This is a genomic window from Tangfeifania diversioriginum (genome assembly GCF_900141875.1).
In the GTDB taxonomy this organism is placed as follows: domain Bacteria; phylum Bacteroidota; class Bacteroidia; order Bacteroidales; family Prolixibacteraceae; genus Tangfeifania; species Tangfeifania diversioriginum.
Map to the genome: position 1 here is coordinate 207,235 of NZ_FQZE01000001.1, position 19,824 is coordinate 227,058.

The window sequence follows — 19,824 nt, forward strand, 5'->3', positions numbered from 1 at the left end:
TTGCGCTTTTAAATTTTAATTTTTTCTCCGGGCACAGGTACAGGAAAATCCATTTCCACCGGTCCCAGTTCATAATTATCAGGCCCCAATCGTTCGTTTGATTGGATCATTTCTTCCCATGTAATTTTTTGCCCGGTATAAGCAGCGGTGCGCCCCATAATTGCTGTCAGGGTAGATTCAGCCATTCGCCGGGATTCAACAATGGGTTCATTCATTCTGATAGCTGTTACCAGATGAATGTGTTCCTGTACATAAGGCGAAACTTTAACAACTCCGGTTGATGTTCCACCATTGTTTTCAGAATATTGGTACTGCCATTTAATTGTACCATCCGGATAATATATCGTGTTTTTGCAATTCGTATATCCTTCGGTGCCTGTAACCTGCTCGCCAAGTGAATTGGTGCATCCATCAATTTCACGCGACATGCTGTGAGACGACACTCCGTTTCCAAAATCGAAATCAACACTGAAAAAGTCATATTGATCGCCGGTCATCCGACGAACGCGTCCTCCAAATCCCATTGCACTCTCGGGGTGGCGCCCCAAAAACCAATTCACCACATCAATATTATGAATATGCGTATCGAGAAAATGGTCGCCGCTCAACCAGCAAAAATTATTCCAGTTACGGATCATATATTCCATGTCGCTCCAGTTTTCATGCCGTGTTCGAAACCAGCTGTGCGGTCTCAGCCACCATGCCTTTGCTGAAGTAATTTCGCCTATTGCGCCAGCGGCCACTTTTCGGTAGGTCTCCAGGTAATCGCGTTGATGCCTGCGCTGTGTGCCGGTGATTACTGTTAATCCTTTTTCAACTGCTTTTTCTGAAGTTGCAATCACCTGGTGGACACCAAACGAATCAACAGCAGCAGGTTTTTCCATAAAGACATGTTTCCCGGCTTCGATGGCTGCTTCAAAATGAAGTGGCCTGAAGTGTGGTGGCGTAGCAAGAATTACCACATCCAAATCAACTTCGAGCAATTTTTTGAATGCATCAAATCCACTAAAACAATTATTATCAGATAGCTGAATATGTTGCTTTTGTAGTTTATTCCGGCACTCCAGTAATTTATCCTCAAAAATATCTGCCAAAGAAACAAGCTCTAAACCGTTTCCGGCCGAAAGAAAATTGAGTGCAGCACCGGTTCCCCTGTTCCCACATCCAATTAAACCGGCACGCAAAGGTTTCCCGTCAGGTGCTTTTTCATGGAGTGGTGGAAATTGGTAGTCAACTTTATTAGAGTTACTGCAAGAGCTAACTGCACTTAATCCGGCAAAACCTGCCGCTCCCAAAAGCGCCGATTTACCCAAAAATCCCCGTCGCGAAATTCGATTGTTTTCCATTGCAGCTATAATCTAAAATACAAGTATAACCGGCTGTACTTAGTATATGCTTAACCAAGTACCCAAAAACCTATTAATAACTGATTAATTCTGCATTAACAATTAATATAAAATATTGATTTAATGCACTATAAATAATATTCAGATATTATCATTATTTTAAATAATTGTACAAAAAATCATCTTTATTAATAAAAATAACAAAAAAATTAAGTAGGTTTGAAAATTAATAATGAATAAATCACTTGATGCATTTCAGAATTAAATACCTGCTCTGGGTGCTTGCTATCAGCTTTTTATCAATAAGCCCAAAAGCTAATGCAAGGGAATTTACCGAGACCTCTTTTCTTATTGCCGAAATAAATGGTTCGAATGTAAACAACCAACAATTTTGGAATTTTATTCACTCCAATAACCAAACCGGAATTGAAGTTGGTTTAACCAAAAACAATAATGAAGTTATTATCCGCGACAGCACCCAAAAGTTTGACATTATTCTGGATCAGATTTACTCAATGGCAACCAATGACTCCTCAAAACTGATTCCGGTGTTCCTCCGTTATGACGGGGATCCCCAGTTACTCGATTCAATTATTCAGCAGTCGGCGGTAGCAGATTATATTTTTCATCTGCCGCGTGGCGAAGCCTGGCCTTCAATCGAATATTTAATCCAGGCCAATCGTCGCGTACTCTTCTTCGTTACCGGTAAAATTGAAAACCAAAGCCAGATACTTCACAATACTGAAAATTATGCCTTAAAAATTTCAGCCGGAAATTTCATCGGTTCCAGTTCCTACGATATCCGGAACAACGAAATAAACCACGAACTGTTTATGGTTGACGAACTCCAGGATCTGCCTACACAAACTCCCCCAAGTAGTTTAAGCCGTAACCTGGTGCCTGATTATATCAACTTTCTGCTCGAAAACTGGACAAAATTCGGGAAACGCCCCAATTTTATTTTTGTGGGTAAAGACATTTTTAACTTCGACTTCATCATTTCGCAATTAGAATCTTTCGTTTGGGTAACCGGTACAGTTCAGGTAGCAGGAAAAATTATGGACAAATTGTACTGGCGCAGCCCCGATGTTGCTGTTACCGGTGGGCGCTTCAGTTTCCCGTTCAGAGGAGGTGAAGAAATTTCAATTTCACCTTTTGCCCCCGGGTACGAAATGTCACCCCAGAATATTATTGTAACCAGCGAAATGGAAATTCCAGAAAATTATACCATAACAGCAACTCCACTTCAGCTTGGCGATGGACTGGTAAGCGGTTTTCGTTTTGATGGTGCAATCAGCGATACCATAAACCCGGGAACCACTTTCACTGGCGACAACTATACTTTCTCACAGGATATTGAACGCGGAACCGTGCTCAAACTTCCTGAAAGTTCAAGCGTGAACTTAGGATCCCCTGAAAATTACGGGTTGCGTAACAGCAGTTTTACTGTTGGTTGCTATGTGAAATTTAATGAGATCCTGGACTACGGCGACAATGCCATTCTGGGAAATTACGAAAGTGAATACAGGCGTGGACTGCACCTGATCTTACGATCCGGAAATCCATACTTCGGGCTGTGGGCCAACGATTTTAGTGCTGATGTTAAACTAAAACCTAATATTTGGTACCATCTGGCATGGCGCTACATTATTGAAACCGGCGAGCAGGCCATTTTTCTGAACGGAAGAAATATTGGCAGCTCCACCGGGCATCCGCCTTTTTCAGGCACGGGTGATATCCACCTTGGCAGCGCGCTTTCGCAGGGTGCCAGCCTGCGCGGCTACATCGATAATTTATACTTTTGGGACAGGCCGCTTGGTTCAGAAGAAATCAGCCGGCTGGCGCTCGACGAGTTAATTTTAATTCAGGATGAAAATTCACAACCAGTTTTTCTTAAGTCAGATAAGCAGCTTTTCATTTTTATATTCGCCGGGCTATTCTTGCTGGTTATCATTTTTTTGCTGATTTTCAGAAAGTCAAGAACCAACAATCTGCATTCATCCATAAAACTTCCGGATAAAAACGATGCCAACCAGATTAACCTTTTTGGCAGTTTCAAGGCAATTGATAAAGATGGCAACGATATCACCCGGCTGTTTACTTCAAAAATAAAAGAGCTGTTTCTGTTCATACTTTTTGGCACATTGAAAAACCAAAGCGGTGCTTCTGTTTCTGAAATTAATGAGCAACTGTGGCAAAGCCTGTCGGCAAAGAAAGTCACCAATAACCGGGCAGTTACGTTGAACAAACTTCGAAAAATACTGGCAAAAATGGACGGAGCCAAAATTATTTCATCCAACGGATTTTTAATTTTGGAAATAACTGAGCCTTTCTTCTGCAACTATGAAAAAGCGTTCAAACTTTGCCAAACCACAGGAGGAATGGATAAGCAACAACTTGAAACATTTTTTATGCTGGTGAAAAAAGGTCGTTTTCTGAAAGGCACCAACTGGCCCTGGGTCGATGAAATACGTGGGTTTACAGGTAACCAGGTAATTGACAACCTGTTAAAACTGGCAGCTGTTTACAAAAAAGAGAACAAACCCGAGCTGATTGATGCCATTGCCCGGAGAATTCTGGAATACGACGAACTGAACGAAGAAGCCATTTACTTGCAAATCTGGACCTTTCAGCAGAGCAAAAACAGCAATCTTGCTAAATTTCATTTCGAGTCATTCTGCACAAAATACCGTGAAACACTTGGTGAAAAATACCCAATGGATTATCAGCAATTTATACGGCATTTTCAAGACCAGCTTAACCAGGATTGATTTTGGAACGCTTCAATAAACTTTAGATTTTATTAGTAACTGCCCAATGTGAATTGTATATTTATTCTGCCAAAAATAAAAGAGTCAGCAAATGAAACCGGAATTTGATTCAGTAGTTTTTGACCTGGACGGGGTTATTACCAAAACAGCAAAAACACATTCCGCAGCATGGAAAAAAATGTTCGACGGATACCTGAAAGAAAGAGAAAAAAAGCACGGCGAACCATTCAAAGAATTTACACAAAAAGATTACCTGGAATATGTTGACGGAAAGCCACGCTACGACGGAGTAGCCTCCTTTCTCCAATCCCGAAACATTGATATTCCGTGGGGAAGCCCGGGGGATGCCCCTGGGAAAGAAACAGTTTGCGGAATGGGAAACCAAAAAAATAAAGCGTTCATGGAAGTGCTGAAAAATGAAGGTGCTGATACTTATCCCTCAACAGCTGAGTTGATTGAAGAACTTTTCCGGGCAGGAATTAAGCTGGGCGTAGCATCATCGAGCAAAAACTGCAAAGCGGTGCTGCAAGCTGTAGATTTGGAAAAATATTTTGGTGCCCGAGTTGATGGTGTTGTTTCTGCAGAGCTTGGGTTAAACGGAAAACCGGAACCCGATATTTTTACCAAAGCCTGCGAAATACTGGGAAGCACACCCGAAAATTCAATTGTTGTGGAAGATGCAGTTTCCGGTGTTCAGGCCGGGGCAAAAGGGAATTTTGGCCTCACCCTGGGAATTGCCCGCAAAGACAATACGGAAGATCTCCGCAAAAACGGTGCTGATGTGGTGGTTGAAGATTTGGAAGAAATTCATGGCCTGGCAGGATTAAACAAATTATTTAAAGAAAATCAGTAGCCCCCGATTTCATCAATTGATTGACGGAGAAAATCGCGGGTGTAATAATCTTCATCCACAATTTTGCCATTCCACACTACAATATCGAGATCCATTGTTCGCGGCCCGAATTTTGGCCCTTTCCTATTGCGTCCCAACTGATTTTCAATCGCTTTTAAAAGAGATTTTAAATCTTTTTTACTTCGTGAGGTGCTGATTTTTACGACCCCGTTAGTGAAATCAGGTTGATTTTCAATACCTATGGGTTTTGTTTTTAGCATCGACGAAACCTTTATAATTTCCACCTCATTCCCCAAAATTTCGAGCATTTTGGAAATGTTGATTTCGGCATCGATGTTGGAGCCGATGCTGATTATTGAGGTGTTGGTTGTCATGCCCTCACTCTGAGTGAGGGTATGACTTTTCTCCTGCGCATGAAAAATAATATTCTCCTTTCTTAGTAAATCATAATCAATTAGCTTCCCTTTTCTCAAGCCAATATAATCCCTGAATGAAGAAAATTCCCATTCATCAGCGTTATTCACCAATCCGGAATAGACAGGATTCTGATGCACGTACTCGATACAAGTTTCAAGATAGTTTTTTCCTTCTGGTATATTAATAATTGTTCCAAATGCACTGTCCCAATAGGAAGGCTCAATTTCAATCTCATCAATGAGTGCTTTAGATTTTGTATGCTTCTGAAAAAGTGAACCTGATAAGTTTTGTTGTTTTTGAATTGCCCTTGTATATGATCTTAAAAGAATTCCGATAGACTGATTTATCGTTCTTTGCTTAGTCATACCCTCACTTTGAGTGAGGGTATGACTTTCCCTGCGAATATAAATTACCCAATGAAAATGATTTGGCATTAAACACCAGGACAGAAAAGACGCATAAGGAGAAATGAGTTCATTCATTTTCCGCAAAAAAAATAAATAATTGTCCCGGGTGAAGAATATTTTGTTTGAATTATTCCCACGGTTGAATACATGGTAATAATATCCAGCAGTTAAATCCATTTTGTTTATTTTATAGTCATAGCCTCACTTTGAGTGAGACCATGACTTACCGACTACTTTCCATCGATAGTGAAACCGACTTTGCAAAACGCAACGCGTGCGGTTTATCTACCTCCACCCTCGCCCATTTCACTTTTTCATCTTCCATTATGAGGTCGAGAATTTTTTGAGTGAGCACTTCGAGCAGCTTAAAACGCCCTTCCTGAACCAACTTAATCACCCTTTTTGTAATGGTTTTATAATCAAGAATATCAACCGGCTCATCGGCTTCCATCGCCTTTTTCGAGATTTCAGTTTCAATTTCAAAATTGATAATCACATCCTGCTTGTTTACCAACTCATCAGGATTGAATCCGATGTAAGTTCGTAGTAAAAGGTCTTTGACTTTAATTCGGGCCATTTATTTTTGATTTAATCGTTCTTCCCAAGATTTTCACCACCGTCGGCAAATAACAGCTGGCCGGTGAGGTGTTCATTTTCAAGGATATAATCTACACTTTTCAGAATCGGAACCAGTCCTCCAGGCTTTTTCATGGGGATGTTTTGAGCCAGATTTTCCAGGTACGACTCATCCTTATCTTCCGGAGGCAGTGTAACTCCCGGTGCAATGGCATTCACCCTGATTTCGGGTGCGAGCTCCAGTGCGGCCATTTTTGTCAGTTCCCACAATCCTTTTTTTGAAAGCGAATAGGCTGCAAAATTCGATTTATTTGTCGTAATGCGGGTATCCACAAAATTGATGATATTTCCTGTTTGGCAGTGTTTTGCAAAATCGCGGATTAACAGAAACGGTGCTTTTAGGTTCACATTTAACTGACTATTAAAAAGTTCAGGATTCGTTTTCGAAATGTATCCCGGATTAAAAACCGAGGCATTATTTATCAACAACTCAAATTTGCCAGATTTCTCAATAATTTTCGGAATCAGCTTTTCAACCTGTGAATCGTTGGCCAGGTTGGCATGAATGGTTTGAAAATCCTGTCCCGGAAAATTTCGGTCCAGCTCATCTTTCAATTCTTGTGCAGGTTTTTCTGAAGAATTAAAATGAATTACCACACCCCATCCTTTTTCGGCAAGGTGTTCAGCAATTGCTTTCCCCACTCGTTTGGACGCACCGGTAATGAGTGCTGTTTTGTTCATTCAAAATACGTTTTGTTAAAACTATAAAATCTGTACTGAACAAAACACGTTTTACCTAAAATTGTTTTAGAAAACAGATTGAAGAGTTAAACATTTTGTGTAGGAATTAGTGCTCTGGCATCCTTTATCTGATAAACCGAATTGCGGGAAATGCAACAATCTTCTTATAGTTATTGATCCTGAATGCATTTATGATAACAAGAATAATGTTGTACACATATAAAACCACTATCCATATAAGTTTAGTGAAAACTCCTGACTGGATAATCCCTGCATCAACTACGTGAGAGGCATTGAACCTGATAAACGCACTTAAGATAATTACACCGTAGCCAACAAAAAACAGAATATTCCAGGTTATTTGAAAATTAATGATTTTTTTGGCCACGTCGTTGAGTCCTTTGATTTTATCCTTTTTTGAAATCCATAAAATAAGAGGAACCAGCAACCCAAGCAACGGAAATACAATGAATGTCAGAACGGAAATATTTAATGCTGCGAGAAAACCATTATTCTCTTCGGGAGCCCAATCAACTATTTCATCAGGAGTAATTCCTAATGCTGAAGCAAGCCGTTTAAGTGAATCTCCGCGTGGCTCAGTTTCTCCATTTTCAATACGTTGAATTGTTCTTAAACTTAATCCTGCATTTTCTGCCAGCATTTCTTGTGACATGCCTTTCCGGGTTCTTAACTCTTTTACTTTTTTTGCCAACTCTTGATTCTTCATTTTTATGCTTTTTTAAAAGTTGGAAACAAAAGTAACTTCCGTCTCTTTATGCCCACACGCCAGGCCTGCGTCATTTTTGCGTCATTTATGCAATCCTTAACTTACTGGTTGTAAGTATTCAGCTTGCTCAGGTATTTCCCGATGATATCGAATTCGAGGTTCACTACGGTACCCTCTTTAAACGTATGAAAATTGGTGACTTCCTGAGTAAACGGAATGATGGCCACCTGGAATGAATTATCTTTAGAATTGACCACTGTGAGACTCACGCCATTTACCGAAACCGAACCTTTTTCAACAGTCATGTAGCCTTGCTTTGCTTTTTCAATATCAAAATCGTACTCAAAAGTGTAGTACCAGCTTCCGTCGGCTTCTTCCACTTTTGTGCATTTAGCTGTTTGATCGACATGCCCCTGGACGATGTGCCCGTCAAGGCGGCCGTTCATCACCATGCTGCGCTCGAGGTTCACTCTCGAACCTTCTTCCAGCAAGCCGAGGTTCGACTTCAATAACGTTTCCTTAATGGCAGTTACTTTGTAGGTTTTTTCTGCCTTATTCACTTCCACCACAGTTAAACACACGCCGTTGTGCGACAGGCTCTGGTCCACTTTCAACTCATCGGCAAACGAACAGGTGAGCGTAAAATGCACATTTTCCTGCTCTTTTTCAATTTTTACAACCGTTCCAAATTCTTCTACTATTCCTGAAAACATGTAGCCCCCTATCTCCCCCAAAGGGGGATTAAATTCGTTAATATTTATATATGTTTTGTTATCAATTTAATCTATTACTTAACCAACATTCATGGCTTCTCCTTGCGCTGGCCTTCTCTATCCCTCCCCCTTGGGGAGGTTAGGAGGGGCTTAGTTTCCATTCAAATCCCTCTTTGGAGTCTTTTATTTCAATACCCAGCGCATTCAGTTCGTTGCGGATTTTATCAGCGGTTCCCCAGTCTTTGTTTTGCTTGGCTTCCAGCCTGATGTTCAGCAACAATTCAATAGCGCCTTTTAAAATTTCATCATCCCCGGAACCGGCAGCTTCTTCATCTTTCAATCCTAAAATATCGAACACCATAGTTTTGAAAAATGACTTCAGGTCATCCAAATCGGTGGCTGAAATTTTTTCGCTTCCTGTTTTCAGCGAATTGATCATCCTGACACCATCGAAAAGATGCGCTATGGCAATTGGGCTGTTCAAATCGTCGTTGAGGGCTGCATAGCATTTTTCTTTCAGGCCGACAACATCCACGGTCGTTTCAGGTGAAGTGGTAATCAATTCCAGCGAATTTACGGCAGCCATCAATCGTTCCAGCCCTTTTTCGGAGGCCTGCAAAGCTTCATTCGAAAAATCGATGGTGCTGCGGTAGTGGGCCTGCAAAATAAAAAACCGGATGGTCATGGGCGAATACGCCTTTTCGAGCATTTCGTGGCTGCCCGAAAATAATTCCTGAAGCGTTATAAAATTCCCCAGCGAACGCGCCATTTTCTGGCCGTTGATGGTAATCATGTTGTTGTGCATCCAGTAGCGTACCGACTCTTTTCCAATGCTGGCAGTGGATTGTGCAATTTCGCATTCGTGGTGCGGAAAAGTCAAATCCATTCCGCCGCCGTGAATATCAAAAATTTCACCTAAATATTTGGTACTCATTACTGAACACTCGAGGTGCCAGCCCGGAAAACCGTCACTCCATTTCGACGGCCAGCGCATGATGTGTCCCGGCGTTGCTTTTTTCCAAAGGGCAAAATCAAACGGGTTCCGTTTTTCATCCTGGCCTTCCAACTTGCGGGTGTTGGTTTTTATGTCGTCGAGATTACGGCCCGATAATTTTCCGTAATTGTATTTTTTGTTGTACCTCTCCACATCGAAATAAACCGATCCGTTCACTTCGTAGGCAAATCCGTTTTCCATGATGGAATTTACCATTTCCTCCTGTTCAATGATATGCCCGGAAGCACGTGGTTCGATGCTGGGGGGCAATACATTTAACTCCTTCATATTTTCATGAAAAGAGTTCATGTACTTTTGTACCACTTCCATTGGTTCCAGTTGTTCGATCCGGGCCTTCTTCGAGATCTTATCCTCTCCCGATTCATCTGCTTCATTTTCGAGATGGCCCACATCAGTAATATTCCGGACATACCTAACGCTGTACCCCAGGTGTATCAAATACCTGTAGAGCAAATCGAAAGTAATAAAAGGACGGGCGTGGCCGAGGTGCGAATCGCTGTAAACTGTTGGCCCGCAAACATATAATCCCACCTTCCCTTCAACCAGCGGTTTAAAAACTTCTTTCTTACGTGTTAATGTATTGTAAATAACCAATTGATGTTCCATAACCTTTACTAATCAGGAGTTACAAAGGTAAAATAAAATGAAGGAAAATTGTGAAATTTAATCGTTTGACTCACCGATTAATGATTTCAGGTTAGTTTGTTCCGTCGGAAGTATCAATATCACTTTCCGAACGGTTCGCAGATTCTGAATCAGTTAATTCTTCAGTTTCCGCCTCATTTTCCTCTTCGGTTTCATTATTGAACTGTTTGCGGTAAAAAAGCAAGATAGAAAAAATGCCCACAGTAATTGATGAATCGGCAATATTAAAAACCGGGCGGAAGAATATGAAATCAGTGCCCCCTCTAACCGGGAACCATTCCGGGATTTGAAACTGCAGAATTGGGAAATAGAACATATCGACTACCCTGCCATGCAAAAAGCTGGAGTAGCCGCCACCATCCGGAAAAATGTCGGCAATCTGCCCGTAGCTGTGGTTAAAAATCATCCCGTAGAACAAGCTGTCTATAATATTGCCGATTGCCCCGGAAAAAATCAGGGCTATGCTTGCCAAAAAACCAAACGGGATTGCTTTGTTTTTCGCCAGTTTAAACAGGTACCAGCCAATGGCAATTACGGCCACGATACGGAAAATACTGAGGATCATTTTCCCGTATTCGCCGGCAAACTCAAAACCGAAGGCCATTCCGTTATTTTCCACAAAATGGAGAATGAACCAATTTTTAAAAACAACAATTTCGTCGCCCAGTGAAAAACTGGTCTTCACCCAAATCTTAAGCACCTGGTCGGCCAGTAGTATAAAAAATATTATCCCGAGCAGTTTTATATGTCTATTCTTCATTATTCCTGATAAAAAACAACCCGGATGTTTTCCGCTTATTGAAAAATCCGGGATGTAAAACATCTTTTTGTCAACCAACTATCCCATACCATTTTTGGCTTCAATGCTCAGGGTAGCATGCGGAACGGCGCGCAACCTTTCTTTGGAGATGAGCTTGCCTGTTTCGCGGCAAATTCCATAGGTTTTGTTTTCGATGCGCACCAAAGCAGCCTGAAGGTGTTGAATAAATTTCAACTGACGCTGAGCCAGTTTACCGGCCTCCTCTTTCGAGAGGGTTGCCGCACCTTCTTCAAGAACTTTAAACGTTGGCGATGTGTCCTGTGTATCGTTCCCGTCGCCATGAGTAATGGAATTACGGTACATTTCATAATCTTCCTGCGCTTTTTCCAGCTTGCTAAGTATGATTTGTTTAAATTCCATTAACTCTTCATCCGAATATCTGGTCTTTTCTCCCATAATAAAAGGGTTTAAATTATTTTTAAATCCCGAAACCTTCAGCAATTTCAACTTATAAACCTCTTACCATTCTCAAACTGCCAGGTTCCTTCAAAATTGCCCTAAAATAATAAATTTTTGCAATTCAAATTAGGCCTTACAACATATCAATTATTCAGTTTTTCAACAATTATTTTTGTATCTACTCCCTTATCAATTTCCACTTCACTGGCCGAATCATCATCCAGCTTATCAACCAGTTGAAGATCGTTTGCCAGCGTTTGCGCGCAAATATAGTCTTTATGCTTTAAAACTGCATCATCTATTTCACTATGTTTTAAGATGGTGATATTAATTCGGTCGGTTACCTCAAATCCGCTGTCTTTCCTCAAGTTCTGAATTTTATTGATAAATTCGCGGGCAATTCCTTCCTGTTTCAGCTCTTCAGTGATATGAATATCGAGCGCAATAGTCATCTGGCCTACGGTAGCAACGGTCCATCCCGGAATGTCTTCCGTCTGAATTTCAACATCTTCCTTCGACAATACAATCTTATTATCTCCTGCCCGAATTTCAGCTTGTTCGGTTTGTTCCAGATTTGAAATATCTTCCTGCGAAAATTTGGCAATTGCTCCGGCAATCTGCTTCATTTGCTTCCCGTATTTCGGACCGAGTGTTTTGAAATTGGGTTTTATTTTCTTTTTAATAACACCCGTCGTATCTGCGAGGAATTCCACCTCTTTCACGTTAACCTCCGTCAGGATGATATCTTTCACCGCTTCAAACTGTTCCTTGAAACGCGGATTGAGCACCGGCACCATTATTTTTGCCAGCGGCTGCCGCACTTTAAGTTTTTCCTTGCGGCGAAGTGCCAGGATCATGGAAGAAGCTTTCTGTGCAATCGCCATTTTTTCTTCCAGGTCTTTATCGATAAGTTTTTCATCGAATGACGGAAAATCAGCCAGGTGCACACTCTGGTCAGCCTCTTTTTGAGTTACTTTATTCAAGTCGAAATAAAGCATGTCGGCATAAAACGGTGCGATGGGTGCCATCAGTTTCGCCACTGCTTCCAGGCACGAATAGAGCGTCTGATAAGCCGAAATTTTATCTTTTGAATATTCACCACCCCAGTAACGTTTCCGGCTCAGGCGCACAAACCAGTTACTCAGGTTTTCGGTTACAAAATCTGAAATAGCACGGCCGGCGCGGGTAGGTTCGTAATTTTCGTAGCTCTCTCCCACTTCTTTAACCAGCGAATTCAGCAACGAAATAATCCAGCGATCCAGCTCGGGGCGCTCGTTCAGCGGAATTTCCTCATCTGAATAATTAAAACCATCCACATTGGCGTACAGCGCAAAAAAGTTGTAGGTGTTGTAAAGTGTTCCGAAGAATTTACGTTTCACTTCTTCCACACCGGCAATGTCAAATTTCAAATTATCCCACGGCTGTGCATTGGTAATCATGTACCAGCGCAACGGGTCGGAGCCATGCGTTTCAATGGCATTGAACGGATCGACGGCGTTGCCCAGGCGTTTCGACATTTTGTTTCCTTTCTTATCGAGCACCAGTCCGTTTGAGATAATATTTTTGAAAGCGACAGAATCACTCACCATGGTTGCGATGGCGTGCAGTGTAAAAAACCATCCACGGGTTTGGTCAACTCCTTCCGCAATGAAGTCAGCCGGGAACACCCCTTTGCCGGAGGCCGGATCATATTTATCCTTGTTTTGGAATGGATAGTGATTTTGTGAAAAGGGCATCGATCCTGAATCAAACCATACATCTATCAAATCCGGCTCGCGGAACATTTTCTGTCCGGATGGCGAAACCAGCACCACTTTGTCGATGTAGGGTTTGTGCAGGTCGATGATGTCGTAATTATCTTTTGAATTGTCGCCGGGCTTGAATCCTTCGTACGGATTTACCTCCATGAAACCGGCTTCAATTGCTTTTTCAATTTCTTTAGTCAACTCTTCTGTGGAGCCGATGCAGATTTCTTCTGAACCGTCTTCGGTTCGCCAGATAGGTAGCGGCGTTCCCCAGAAACGCGAGCGGCTCAGGTTCCAGTCCACCAGGTTTTCCAGCCAGTTGCCAAAACGACCCGTTCCGGTTGATTGCGGCTTCCAGTTGATGGTGTTGTTCAGTTCCACCATTCGTTCTTTTACCGCCGTGGTTTTAATGAACCATGAATCGAGCGGGTAATACAACACCGGCTTGTCGGTGCGCCAGCAGTGCGGATAATTGTGCACGTGCTTTTCAATCCGGAAGGCTTTGTTTTCGCGTTTCAGCATCACCGAAATATCGATATCGACCGTGGGTGCGTCCTCGTCGAGTTTATCGTCGTAGGCATTTTTTACCGGACGGCCGGCAAAGTCGTGGTATTTTTCGGTATTTACATATTCTTTTACAAACGCTTCCGACAAATTCTGGGTCGGGAAGAACCGGCCTTTTTTATCGACCAGTGCCTGCATTTTGCCGTCTTTGTCTTCCACCACCAGTGGCGAAATTCCGTGCTGTTTGGCCACGCGGTCATCGTCGGCACCGAAGGTCGGCGAAATGTGCACAATGCCGGTTCCGTCTTCGATGGTTACAAAATCGCCGGTAATTACTTCAAATGCTTTCCCTTTGGGTTTTACCCACTCAATCAGTTGTTCGTACTGCACGCCGGCCAGCTCGGTCCCGGCATATTCGGAAAGAATTTCGTACGGGATCTTTTTATCGCCAGGCTGGTATTCGTCAAAACCTTTTCCTTCCATTTCCTCATCGAAATAGACGTGAAGCAGATCTTTGGCCAGAATAATCCTACCGGGCATTCCGGTGTACGGGTTGAATGTTCTTACTTTTACGTACCTGATATTGGGCCCCACCGCCAGTGCGGTGTTCGATGGTAATGTCCACGGTGTGGTGGTCCAGGCCAAAAAGAAAACATCCGAATCGGTGCCTTCGTACAAAAATTCCGATTTTTCGTTGCGAATGGCTTTAAACTGCGCCACTGCCGTGGTGTCTTTCACATCGCGGTAGCACCCCGGCTGGTTCAACTCATGCGAGCTCAAACCCGTTCCGGCAGCAGGCGAGTAGGGCTGAATGGTGTAGCCTTTGTAAATCAATCCTTTGTTGTAAATCTGTTTCAGCAGCCACCACACGGTTTCAATGTACCTGTTATCGTAAGTAATATAAGGATCGTCCATGTTCACCCAGTAGCCCATGATGCGGGTGAGTTCTTCCCACTCGCGGGTGTAACGCATCACCTCTTTGCGGCAGGCGGCGTTGTAGTCTTCCACCGTAATTTTTTTACCAATATCGTCTTTGGTGATTTCAAGCGATTTTTCCACGCTCAGCTCCACCGGCAAACCGTGGGTGTCCCAGCCCGCTTTGCGGTGCACGCGGAAACCTTTCATGGTTTTGTAGCGACAGAAAATATCTTTGATGGCGCGGGCCATCACATGGTGAATGCCGGGCATCCCGTTGGCCGAAGGCGGGCCTTCGTAAAAAACAAAGGTCGGTCGTCCTTCGCGGGTGGTGATACTTTTGTGAAAAGTATCGTCTTCTTCCCAGCGTTTTAAAACGTCTTTATTGATTTGCGACAGATCTAACTGCTTGTATTCCTGAAACCTGTTTGCCATAAATAATGTTGTTTCCGGTACTGATTTAAAAAAACATGCAAATATAGAAATTTTTCAGGGGAGCGTGGGTTTTAATGAAAAGTAAATCGGGATATGAAAGATCGAAATCGCGAACACGATGAAAAAACATTATACGGTTTTTAGACTCTCCCCTGCCCCTCTCTGCGCGCAGAGAGGGGTGATTTCGACAAAGTCGAAATCGGGGTGAGTAATGCAATCACACTCCGAGTGAGGCTGTGACTTGACGTCCGACATTTTCAGGTTTTTGAAAATAAGATCGAAGTCGCGATCGCGGTGAACAACTTCTGCCCCGTTTTTCAAAGCGTAAAATGCAATGAGGCAATCGTTCGATTTCCGGATTGTAATTCCTTTTTTGCGCAGCCCCAATTGCAGCTTCTGTTTGATCGACTACTAAAACCGGCAAAGCCAGTAATGATTCTTTTATTTGCTGAAAAGTATTTTCGTTTTTGATGCCCTGCAATATTCCCTGAATAATCACCGGGCAGGTGCACACATTAACTTTTCAAAAAACGATGCTACCGTGGCTTCGGGTGCAAAATATCACGCCGTCATTAAAAAGCCTCCTAATAAAAAAGAAATCAAAGTTGTTGAAATTGTTAAAGACCATATTTAAAAAACTAAAAATCAATTAAAATGAAAATCTGTAATCTTGTAATTGTATTATTAGTTGTATCCATGAATGCATTGGGACAACCCTACATTATTTTACTACCAACTTTTTCGTAATCCGGTTTTTCCCCTGAAAAATGTGAACAAAATAAATTCCGGATGTGTAATCACCGATTGAAACCTTAAGCTGCGATCCGGGTTTATTCATTTGTTTCATCAGCTTTCCGGAAACCGAGTAAATTTCAATTTTAAAAATGGGTTTTTCAGAAGAAACAGTTACCACATCCTCAGCTGGATTCGGATAGATGCTTATGTTTTCTTTCTGGAATTTTTTAGCTGCGTTTTCAGTGGAAATATCAGGTTGCGCAAGTTTTTGGGTTGAATATAACCTGTATTCTCCGGGAGCCAGTGTGAGCAACTGTATTGTATTTTCTATCTGAACTGAATCTTTGGTAAAAAACCGGTGCCATTTTCCTGTGGTTGGAAAAGTGATTTCGGTTTCTTCCTCTTCGATTCCAAAATTACCGACTGCAAGCACGTAGTTGTTTTCATCAGCATAAACATACGATTTAACAGTGCCGCTCAAATCGTGCTGAAAATCGGTAGAAGAAAAAACAGGATAGGTTTGTTTCAGGTGGTTGAGTTTTGCCATTACCCGAAACAAGTCGGTGCGATTGGAATTGTTCAGATAGTGCCAGTAGGGAGGTTTCGGATCTAACCGGCAATCGTTTCCAATGCCATCCTCGCATCGGTTTATTGAAAGGTCGTAACCACGTTCACCAAACTGCCAAATCATTTTTGGCCCGGGTAACAGCAGGTGAAACAGTGCATTGAGCTCGATGCGGTCGAGCGCCGTTTGCTGGTTTTTGATGTTGTAATCACCACTGGAAAAACCATCAAGTTTGATTTGATACATGATCCGCTGTTCGTCGTGGCTTTCGGGATAAGAAACCAAATTAGGCCCGTTCCAGTTTCGTTCAGAATAAATGGCTTCACTCAAATCGGATTCCAACACATTCCCACGGGCCGCCTGAAGATATCGCCCATGCATATTTCCCCACATCAAAATTCCGTGATCGGCCAGTTCTTTCTCTTCCGAATTATACGCCAGGTGTTCAAAAATAACTATTGCATCCTCTTTGCGGCTTTTAATTTCATCGGTCATGCGTTTCAAATTTGCAATGCGCGCCGCATCGTACTCGCTTCCCCAGCTTGATTCGCTGTAAGGAGTATTGGAAAAACCTTTGGTGAAGTCGAAACGAAATCCGTCAATTTTGTATTCGTTCATCCAAAAGCTGTTCACGCTGTCCACCAGCTCTTTTGTCGCTTCCGATTCATGATTGAAATCGTAACCCCACCTTAAATTTGGATTATCAAAATTCGACATCTCGTTGTACCACGGATTATCGGGTGTGATGGTCCAGTTATCCATGTACATTTGCACAAACGGACTTTGCCCGTAGCTGTGGTTCAGCACCATGTCAATTACCACGGCAATGCCGCGCTGGTGGCATTCGTCAATCAGTTTTTTCAGCTCGTTTTTGGGGCCGTAATATTTATCGGGGGCAAAATAAAACGATGGATTGTACCCCCAACTTTCATTGCCTTCAAATTCGTTTACGGGCATCAACTCCAGCACGTTAATATTCAAATCTTCTAAGTAATCCAATTTTTCGCGCACGGCTTTGTAACTGTGTTCTTCGGTGAAATCACGAATCAGCAATTCGTAAATCACCATTTTCTCTTTTGCTGGCGGCTGAAAATCGATCACCTGCCAATTGAATTCTTCCTGTCCGGGTTGAAGAACCGAAGCAATTCCCTCGGTTTTTCCTTCGGGATAAGCCATCAAATCAGGATAAGTTTCTGATTCAATGTATTGGTCGTTCCACGGATCGAGAATTTTTTCGGTGTACGGATCAGCAATTCGTATTTCGCCGTCAATTAAATACTGAAAGGCGTATTCTTTTCCGGCTTCGAGGTTCGGGATTTCGAGCCAGAAAAAGTTACCGTCTTTTTTCATTTGAAACTCGCTGGCGGGTTGCCAGTTATTAAAATCGCCCAAAACGAAAACAAACTCTTTTTGGGGTGCCCACAAAACAAGCGCAGCCGATGTGTCATCCGGATAGTTAATTCCTTTCCGGTACGCAGCGGGTTTGGATTCGGCAACCGTTACTTCACGAATATAAACTGAAACAGAATCGCGGTCTGTTTCCTCATCAGCAACCGCTTCGGCAATGAGCCAGTAATTTCCGCTTTCAACAAAAGTATAATTGGCAGAAATTTGAGTTCCGGTATTTTCGGCGAGCAAAGTTTGATTTAGAAATAATGTCAAATCAGCTTCCTGCGATGAACTGGCAGAAACAGTTACGGGCTGTTCCAGGGGCAAAATCCGCCCATCTGTGGGTTGCGAGATATTAACCACAAGGCCTTCTTCATACACATTCACAAACAAATCATCAGTTTGATCGCTGTGCTGAGTGGGATTTTCTTTACGAAAAACAAAGGCCATCCGAAGTACTTTTTCACCTTCTTTCACAGAATAAAATGAGTTAATGTTGGGTGTTATTTCAAGTTCGTAAATACCACTACCAAGGTGTGTGAGTTGTGGTTGTTCTGCGTTCACACCCCAATCGCCAATAACGTGCTGCCAGCCGGTGCTGTCCTCAATAAAAACCCCGGTATGTGCATACAAATCACCGGTATAGTATCCCAATCGCGATTCTTCGGCAGAGTTGAAAGTGATGGTCACACTTTGCGAGGCCACCGGAAGTTCGGGTTCCGTAGTAACCTGGGCTTCAACAAACAAAGGAATTGCCAGCATCAATGTCAGAAAGAAATATTTTAGTTGATTCATGTATGTAAAATTAATTTTCAATGTTAATCGAAACCTGCCTTCGGTTTAAAAATTCATTAGCAGCGAAAATGTTTACTGCTGCCATATTTTTCAGAAAAAAGAGCCACCGGAAAGCGAATCCGATGACTCTTAATTTGTTAACTAAACTAACCTTTCCCTGATTTAATGATACTGTAAAACCAGCTTTTACAGTTCACTAATTTCTATTGTATTCGTTCTTAGATTTACAACTACGTGGTAAGTCCCCGAAGGTTTCAGAAAAAACCAGTTTGGATCGTCATGTCCTTCAGCCACATCAATGTAATCGATGTCGTAATTTACCACCACATCGTAACCGTAGCTGGCTGGCCCCCAGTCTTTCTGGCCAAACAACCTGAAAGCTCCGTCCTGGGTAAAGTTAACGTCGCCTTCCCAGATTTTGTAGCTTACATATTGCAAGGCAGTTACAGGCTCATCCCAGCCCCAGCCATGTGTGGCGTCACCGGTAAGGTACATTCCGGGTTCGTCTGTTGCTGTCATCTCAATGGTTCCGGTTTCGGTATTTACAAAAATTTCGTACCAGCCATTTTCTCCCACAAAATTGAAGTTCGGATCATCGTCGCCGGTTGCCGGCTCGAGCAAATCTTCAGGATAAGTGGTGAATACATCGTATCCGCCAATGGATGCATCCCATGCAGGATTGCTGAAGAACCTGAAATTTAATCCGTTGGTCGCGTCAAAATTCCAGATAGTGATGTACTCGAAGGGTTCACCGGTTGAGACCACTTCAACCGCTTTGGCCGGATCCCATCCGCCAACGCTGGCGCCAATCATGTAAATGGGCGGGAACGAAGCAGAATAAAGGGTAACCGTCATATTCACGGGTTCCGAATACAGTGAGTATTCAGGGCTAACAGTAGCTTCTACCCGGAATTCAATTTCGGTAGGTTCATCTCCTGACAAACCATGTGTCATCAGTTTTTCATTCAAAGTGGCATGCGTAATGCTCACCGAATAATCGGATGTGGATGCCAGTTCCATTGCGCTGGCAAAATTGTTACCGGCCACATCAACTTGCAGGTTGTACATTGTAGCACTTGGAAAACCAAAATCAGCTTCAGTCCAGGAGAAAGTGACCGACTCTTCGGTTGCATTCACTTTCTGAAATACTACCTGAGTTCCTGAAGCCGGTTCATTCAAAGCAGGCGAATCGCCCGGATTTATTACCGGGTCTCTTTCCATCTCTTCGCAGGCAAACAGCAGCGAAAAGGAAAGAAGAATCAGAAATATATTTTGAAATTTTTTCATCTGTTTATATTTTTTAAATTTTCT

At 42.6% G+C, this 19,824-nt stretch carries 14 protein-coding genes; 2 read left to right on the forward strand and 12 right to left on the reverse strand.

Annotated elements, in window-relative coordinates; genetic code table 11:
- Positions 1-8: 8 nt before the first annotated feature.
- A complete protein-coding gene (locus tag BUC07_RS00860) occupies positions 9-1,346 on the reverse strand; it encodes a Gfo/Idh/MocA family oxidoreductase (protein ID WP_073164129.1) in 1,338 nt (445 codons plus the stop codon).
- 248 nt (positions 1,347-1,594) lie between these two features.
- On the opposite strand from BUC07_RS00860, the gene BUC07_RS00865 reads away from it, so the two are divergent.
- Together BUC07_RS00865 and BUC07_RS00870 are read left to right on the forward strand one after the other, a co-directional pair.
- Entirely contained in the window at positions 1,595-4,117 is a 2,523-nt protein-coding gene (locus BUC07_RS00865) for a LamG domain-containing protein (RefSeq protein ID WP_073164132.1), read from the forward strand.
- Between the two features lie 91 nt (positions 4,118-4,208).
- Positions 4,209-4,970: an HAD family hydrolase gene (locus BUC07_RS00870; protein ID WP_073164135.1), complete on the forward strand. Its 762-nt coding sequence runs from the start codon at positions 4,209-4,211 to the stop codon at positions 4,968-4,970.
- Here BUC07_RS00870 and folK read toward each other — a convergent pair.
- The 11 genes from folK to BUC07_RS00935 form a co-directional block, all read right to left on the reverse strand.
- Entirely contained in the window at positions 4,964-5,752 is a 789-nt protein-coding gene (gene folK / locus BUC07_RS21215; protein ID WP_245792594.1) for a 2-amino-4-hydroxy-6-hydroxymethyldihydropteridine diphosphokinase, read from the reverse strand. The two genes, BUC07_RS00870 and folK, sit on opposite strands and share 7 nt — an antisense overlap.
- Before the next feature lie 265 nt (positions 5,753-6,017).
- Entirely contained in the window at positions 6,018-6,371 is a 354-nt protein-coding gene (locus BUC07_RS00880) for a dihydroneopterin aldolase (RefSeq protein ID WP_073164138.1), read from the reverse strand.
- 11 nt (positions 6,372-6,382) lie between these two features.
- On the reverse strand, positions 6,383-7,111 hold the full coding sequence (locus BUC07_RS00885; protein ID WP_073164140.1) for an SDR family NAD(P)-dependent oxidoreductase: 729 nt from the start codon (positions 7,109-7,111) through the stop codon (positions 6,383-6,385).
- A gap of 124 nt (positions 7,112-7,235) precedes the next feature.
- The gene (locus BUC07_RS00890; protein ID WP_073164143.1) at positions 7,236-7,838 is read right to left on the reverse strand and encodes a helix-turn-helix domain-containing protein; all 603 of its coding nucleotides are present in this window, start codon (positions 7,836-7,838) and stop codon (positions 7,236-7,238) included.
- A 101-nt stretch (positions 7,839-7,939) separates the two neighbouring features.
- Positions 7,940-8,551, reverse strand: a complete 612-nt coding sequence (locus tag BUC07_RS00895; protein ID WP_073164146.1) for a riboflavin synthase — start codon at positions 8,549-8,551, stop codon at positions 7,940-7,942.
- A gap of 139 nt (positions 8,552-8,690) precedes the next feature.
- Complete coding sequence (gene cysS, locus BUC07_RS00900; RefSeq protein ID WP_073164150.1) at positions 8,691-10,172, reverse strand: cysteine--tRNA ligase; 1,482 nt, start codon at positions 10,170-10,172, stop codon at positions 8,691-8,693.
- Between the two features lie 91 nt (positions 10,173-10,263).
- Entirely contained in the window at positions 10,264-10,971 is a 708-nt protein-coding gene (locus BUC07_RS00905; protein ID WP_083578034.1) for a lipoprotein signal peptidase, read from the reverse strand.
- Between the two features lie 78 nt (positions 10,972-11,049).
- Positions 11,050-11,427: a TraR/DksA family transcriptional regulator gene (locus tag BUC07_RS00910; RefSeq protein WP_073164370.1), complete on the reverse strand. Its 378-nt coding sequence runs from the start codon at positions 11,425-11,427 to the stop codon at positions 11,050-11,052.
- A 146-nt stretch (positions 11,428-11,573) separates the two neighbouring features.
- A complete protein-coding gene (gene ileS, locus BUC07_RS00915; RefSeq protein WP_073164155.1) occupies positions 11,574-15,029 on the reverse strand; it encodes an isoleucine--tRNA ligase in 3,456 nt (1,151 codons plus the stop codon).
- 721 nt (positions 15,030-15,750) lie between these two features.
- Positions 15,751-18,513: an alpha-amylase family glycosyl hydrolase gene (locus BUC07_RS00930; RefSeq protein WP_073164373.1), complete on the reverse strand. Its 2,763-nt coding sequence runs from the start codon at positions 18,511-18,513 to the stop codon at positions 15,751-15,753.
- 186 nt (positions 18,514-18,699) lie between these two features.
- Positions 18,700-19,800, reverse strand: coding sequence for a SusE domain-containing protein (locus tag BUC07_RS00935; RefSeq protein WP_073164163.1), 1,101 nt, complete (start codon positions 19,798-19,800; stop codon positions 18,700-18,702).
- Positions 19,801-19,824: the final 24 nt, after the last annotated feature.

Excerpts from the sequence above, each read along its gene's own strand:
- BUC07_RS00860 (WP_073164129.1), bottom strand. The coding sequence starts at position 1,346 with ATGGAAAACAATCGAATTTCGCGACGGGGATTTTTGGGTAAATCGGCG.
- BUC07_RS00865 (WP_073164132.1), top strand. The coding sequence starts at position 1,595 with ATGCATTTCAGAATTAAATACCTGCTCTGGGTGCTTGCTATCAGCTTT.
- BUC07_RS00870 (WP_073164135.1), top strand. The coding sequence starts at position 4,209 with ATGAAACCGGAATTTGATTCAGTAGTTTTTGACCTGGACGGGGTTATT.
- folK (WP_245792594.1), bottom strand. The coding sequence starts at position 5,752 with ATGACTAAGCAAAGAACGATAAATCAGTCTATCGGAATTCTTTTAAGA.
- BUC07_RS00880 (WP_073164138.1), bottom strand. The coding sequence starts at position 6,371 with ATGGCCCGAATTAAAGTCAAAGACCTTTTACTACGAACTTACATCGGA.
- BUC07_RS00885 (WP_073164140.1), bottom strand. The coding sequence starts at position 7,111 with ATGAACAAAACAGCACTCATTACCGGTGCGTCCAAACGAGTGGGGAAA.
- BUC07_RS00890 (WP_073164143.1), bottom strand. The coding sequence starts at position 7,838 with ATGAAGAATCAAGAGTTGGCAAAAAAAGTAAAAGAGTTAAGAACCCGG.
- BUC07_RS00895 (WP_073164146.1), bottom strand. The coding sequence starts at position 8,551 with ATGTTTTCAGGAATAGTAGAAGAATTTGGAACGGTTGTAAAAATTGAA.
- cysS (WP_073164150.1), bottom strand. The coding sequence starts at position 10,172 with ATGGAACATCAATTGGTTATTTACAATACATTAACACGTAAGAAAGAA.
- BUC07_RS00905 (WP_083578034.1), bottom strand. The coding sequence starts at position 10,971 with ATGAAGAATAGACATATAAAACTGCTCGGGATAATATTTTTTATACTA.
- BUC07_RS00910 (WP_073164370.1), bottom strand. The coding sequence starts at position 11,427 with ATGGGAGAAAAGACCAGATATTCGGATGAAGAGTTAATGGAATTTAAA.
- ileS (WP_073164155.1), bottom strand. The coding sequence starts at position 15,029 with ATGGCAAACAGGTTTCAGGAATACAAGCAGTTAGATCTGTCGCAAATC.
- BUC07_RS00930 (WP_073164373.1), bottom strand. The coding sequence starts at position 18,513 with ATGAATCAACTAAAATATTTCTTTCTGACATTGATGCTGGCAATTCCT.
- BUC07_RS00935 (WP_073164163.1), bottom strand. The coding sequence starts at position 19,800 with ATGAAAAAATTTCAAAATATATTTCTGATTCTTCTTTCCTTTTCGCTG.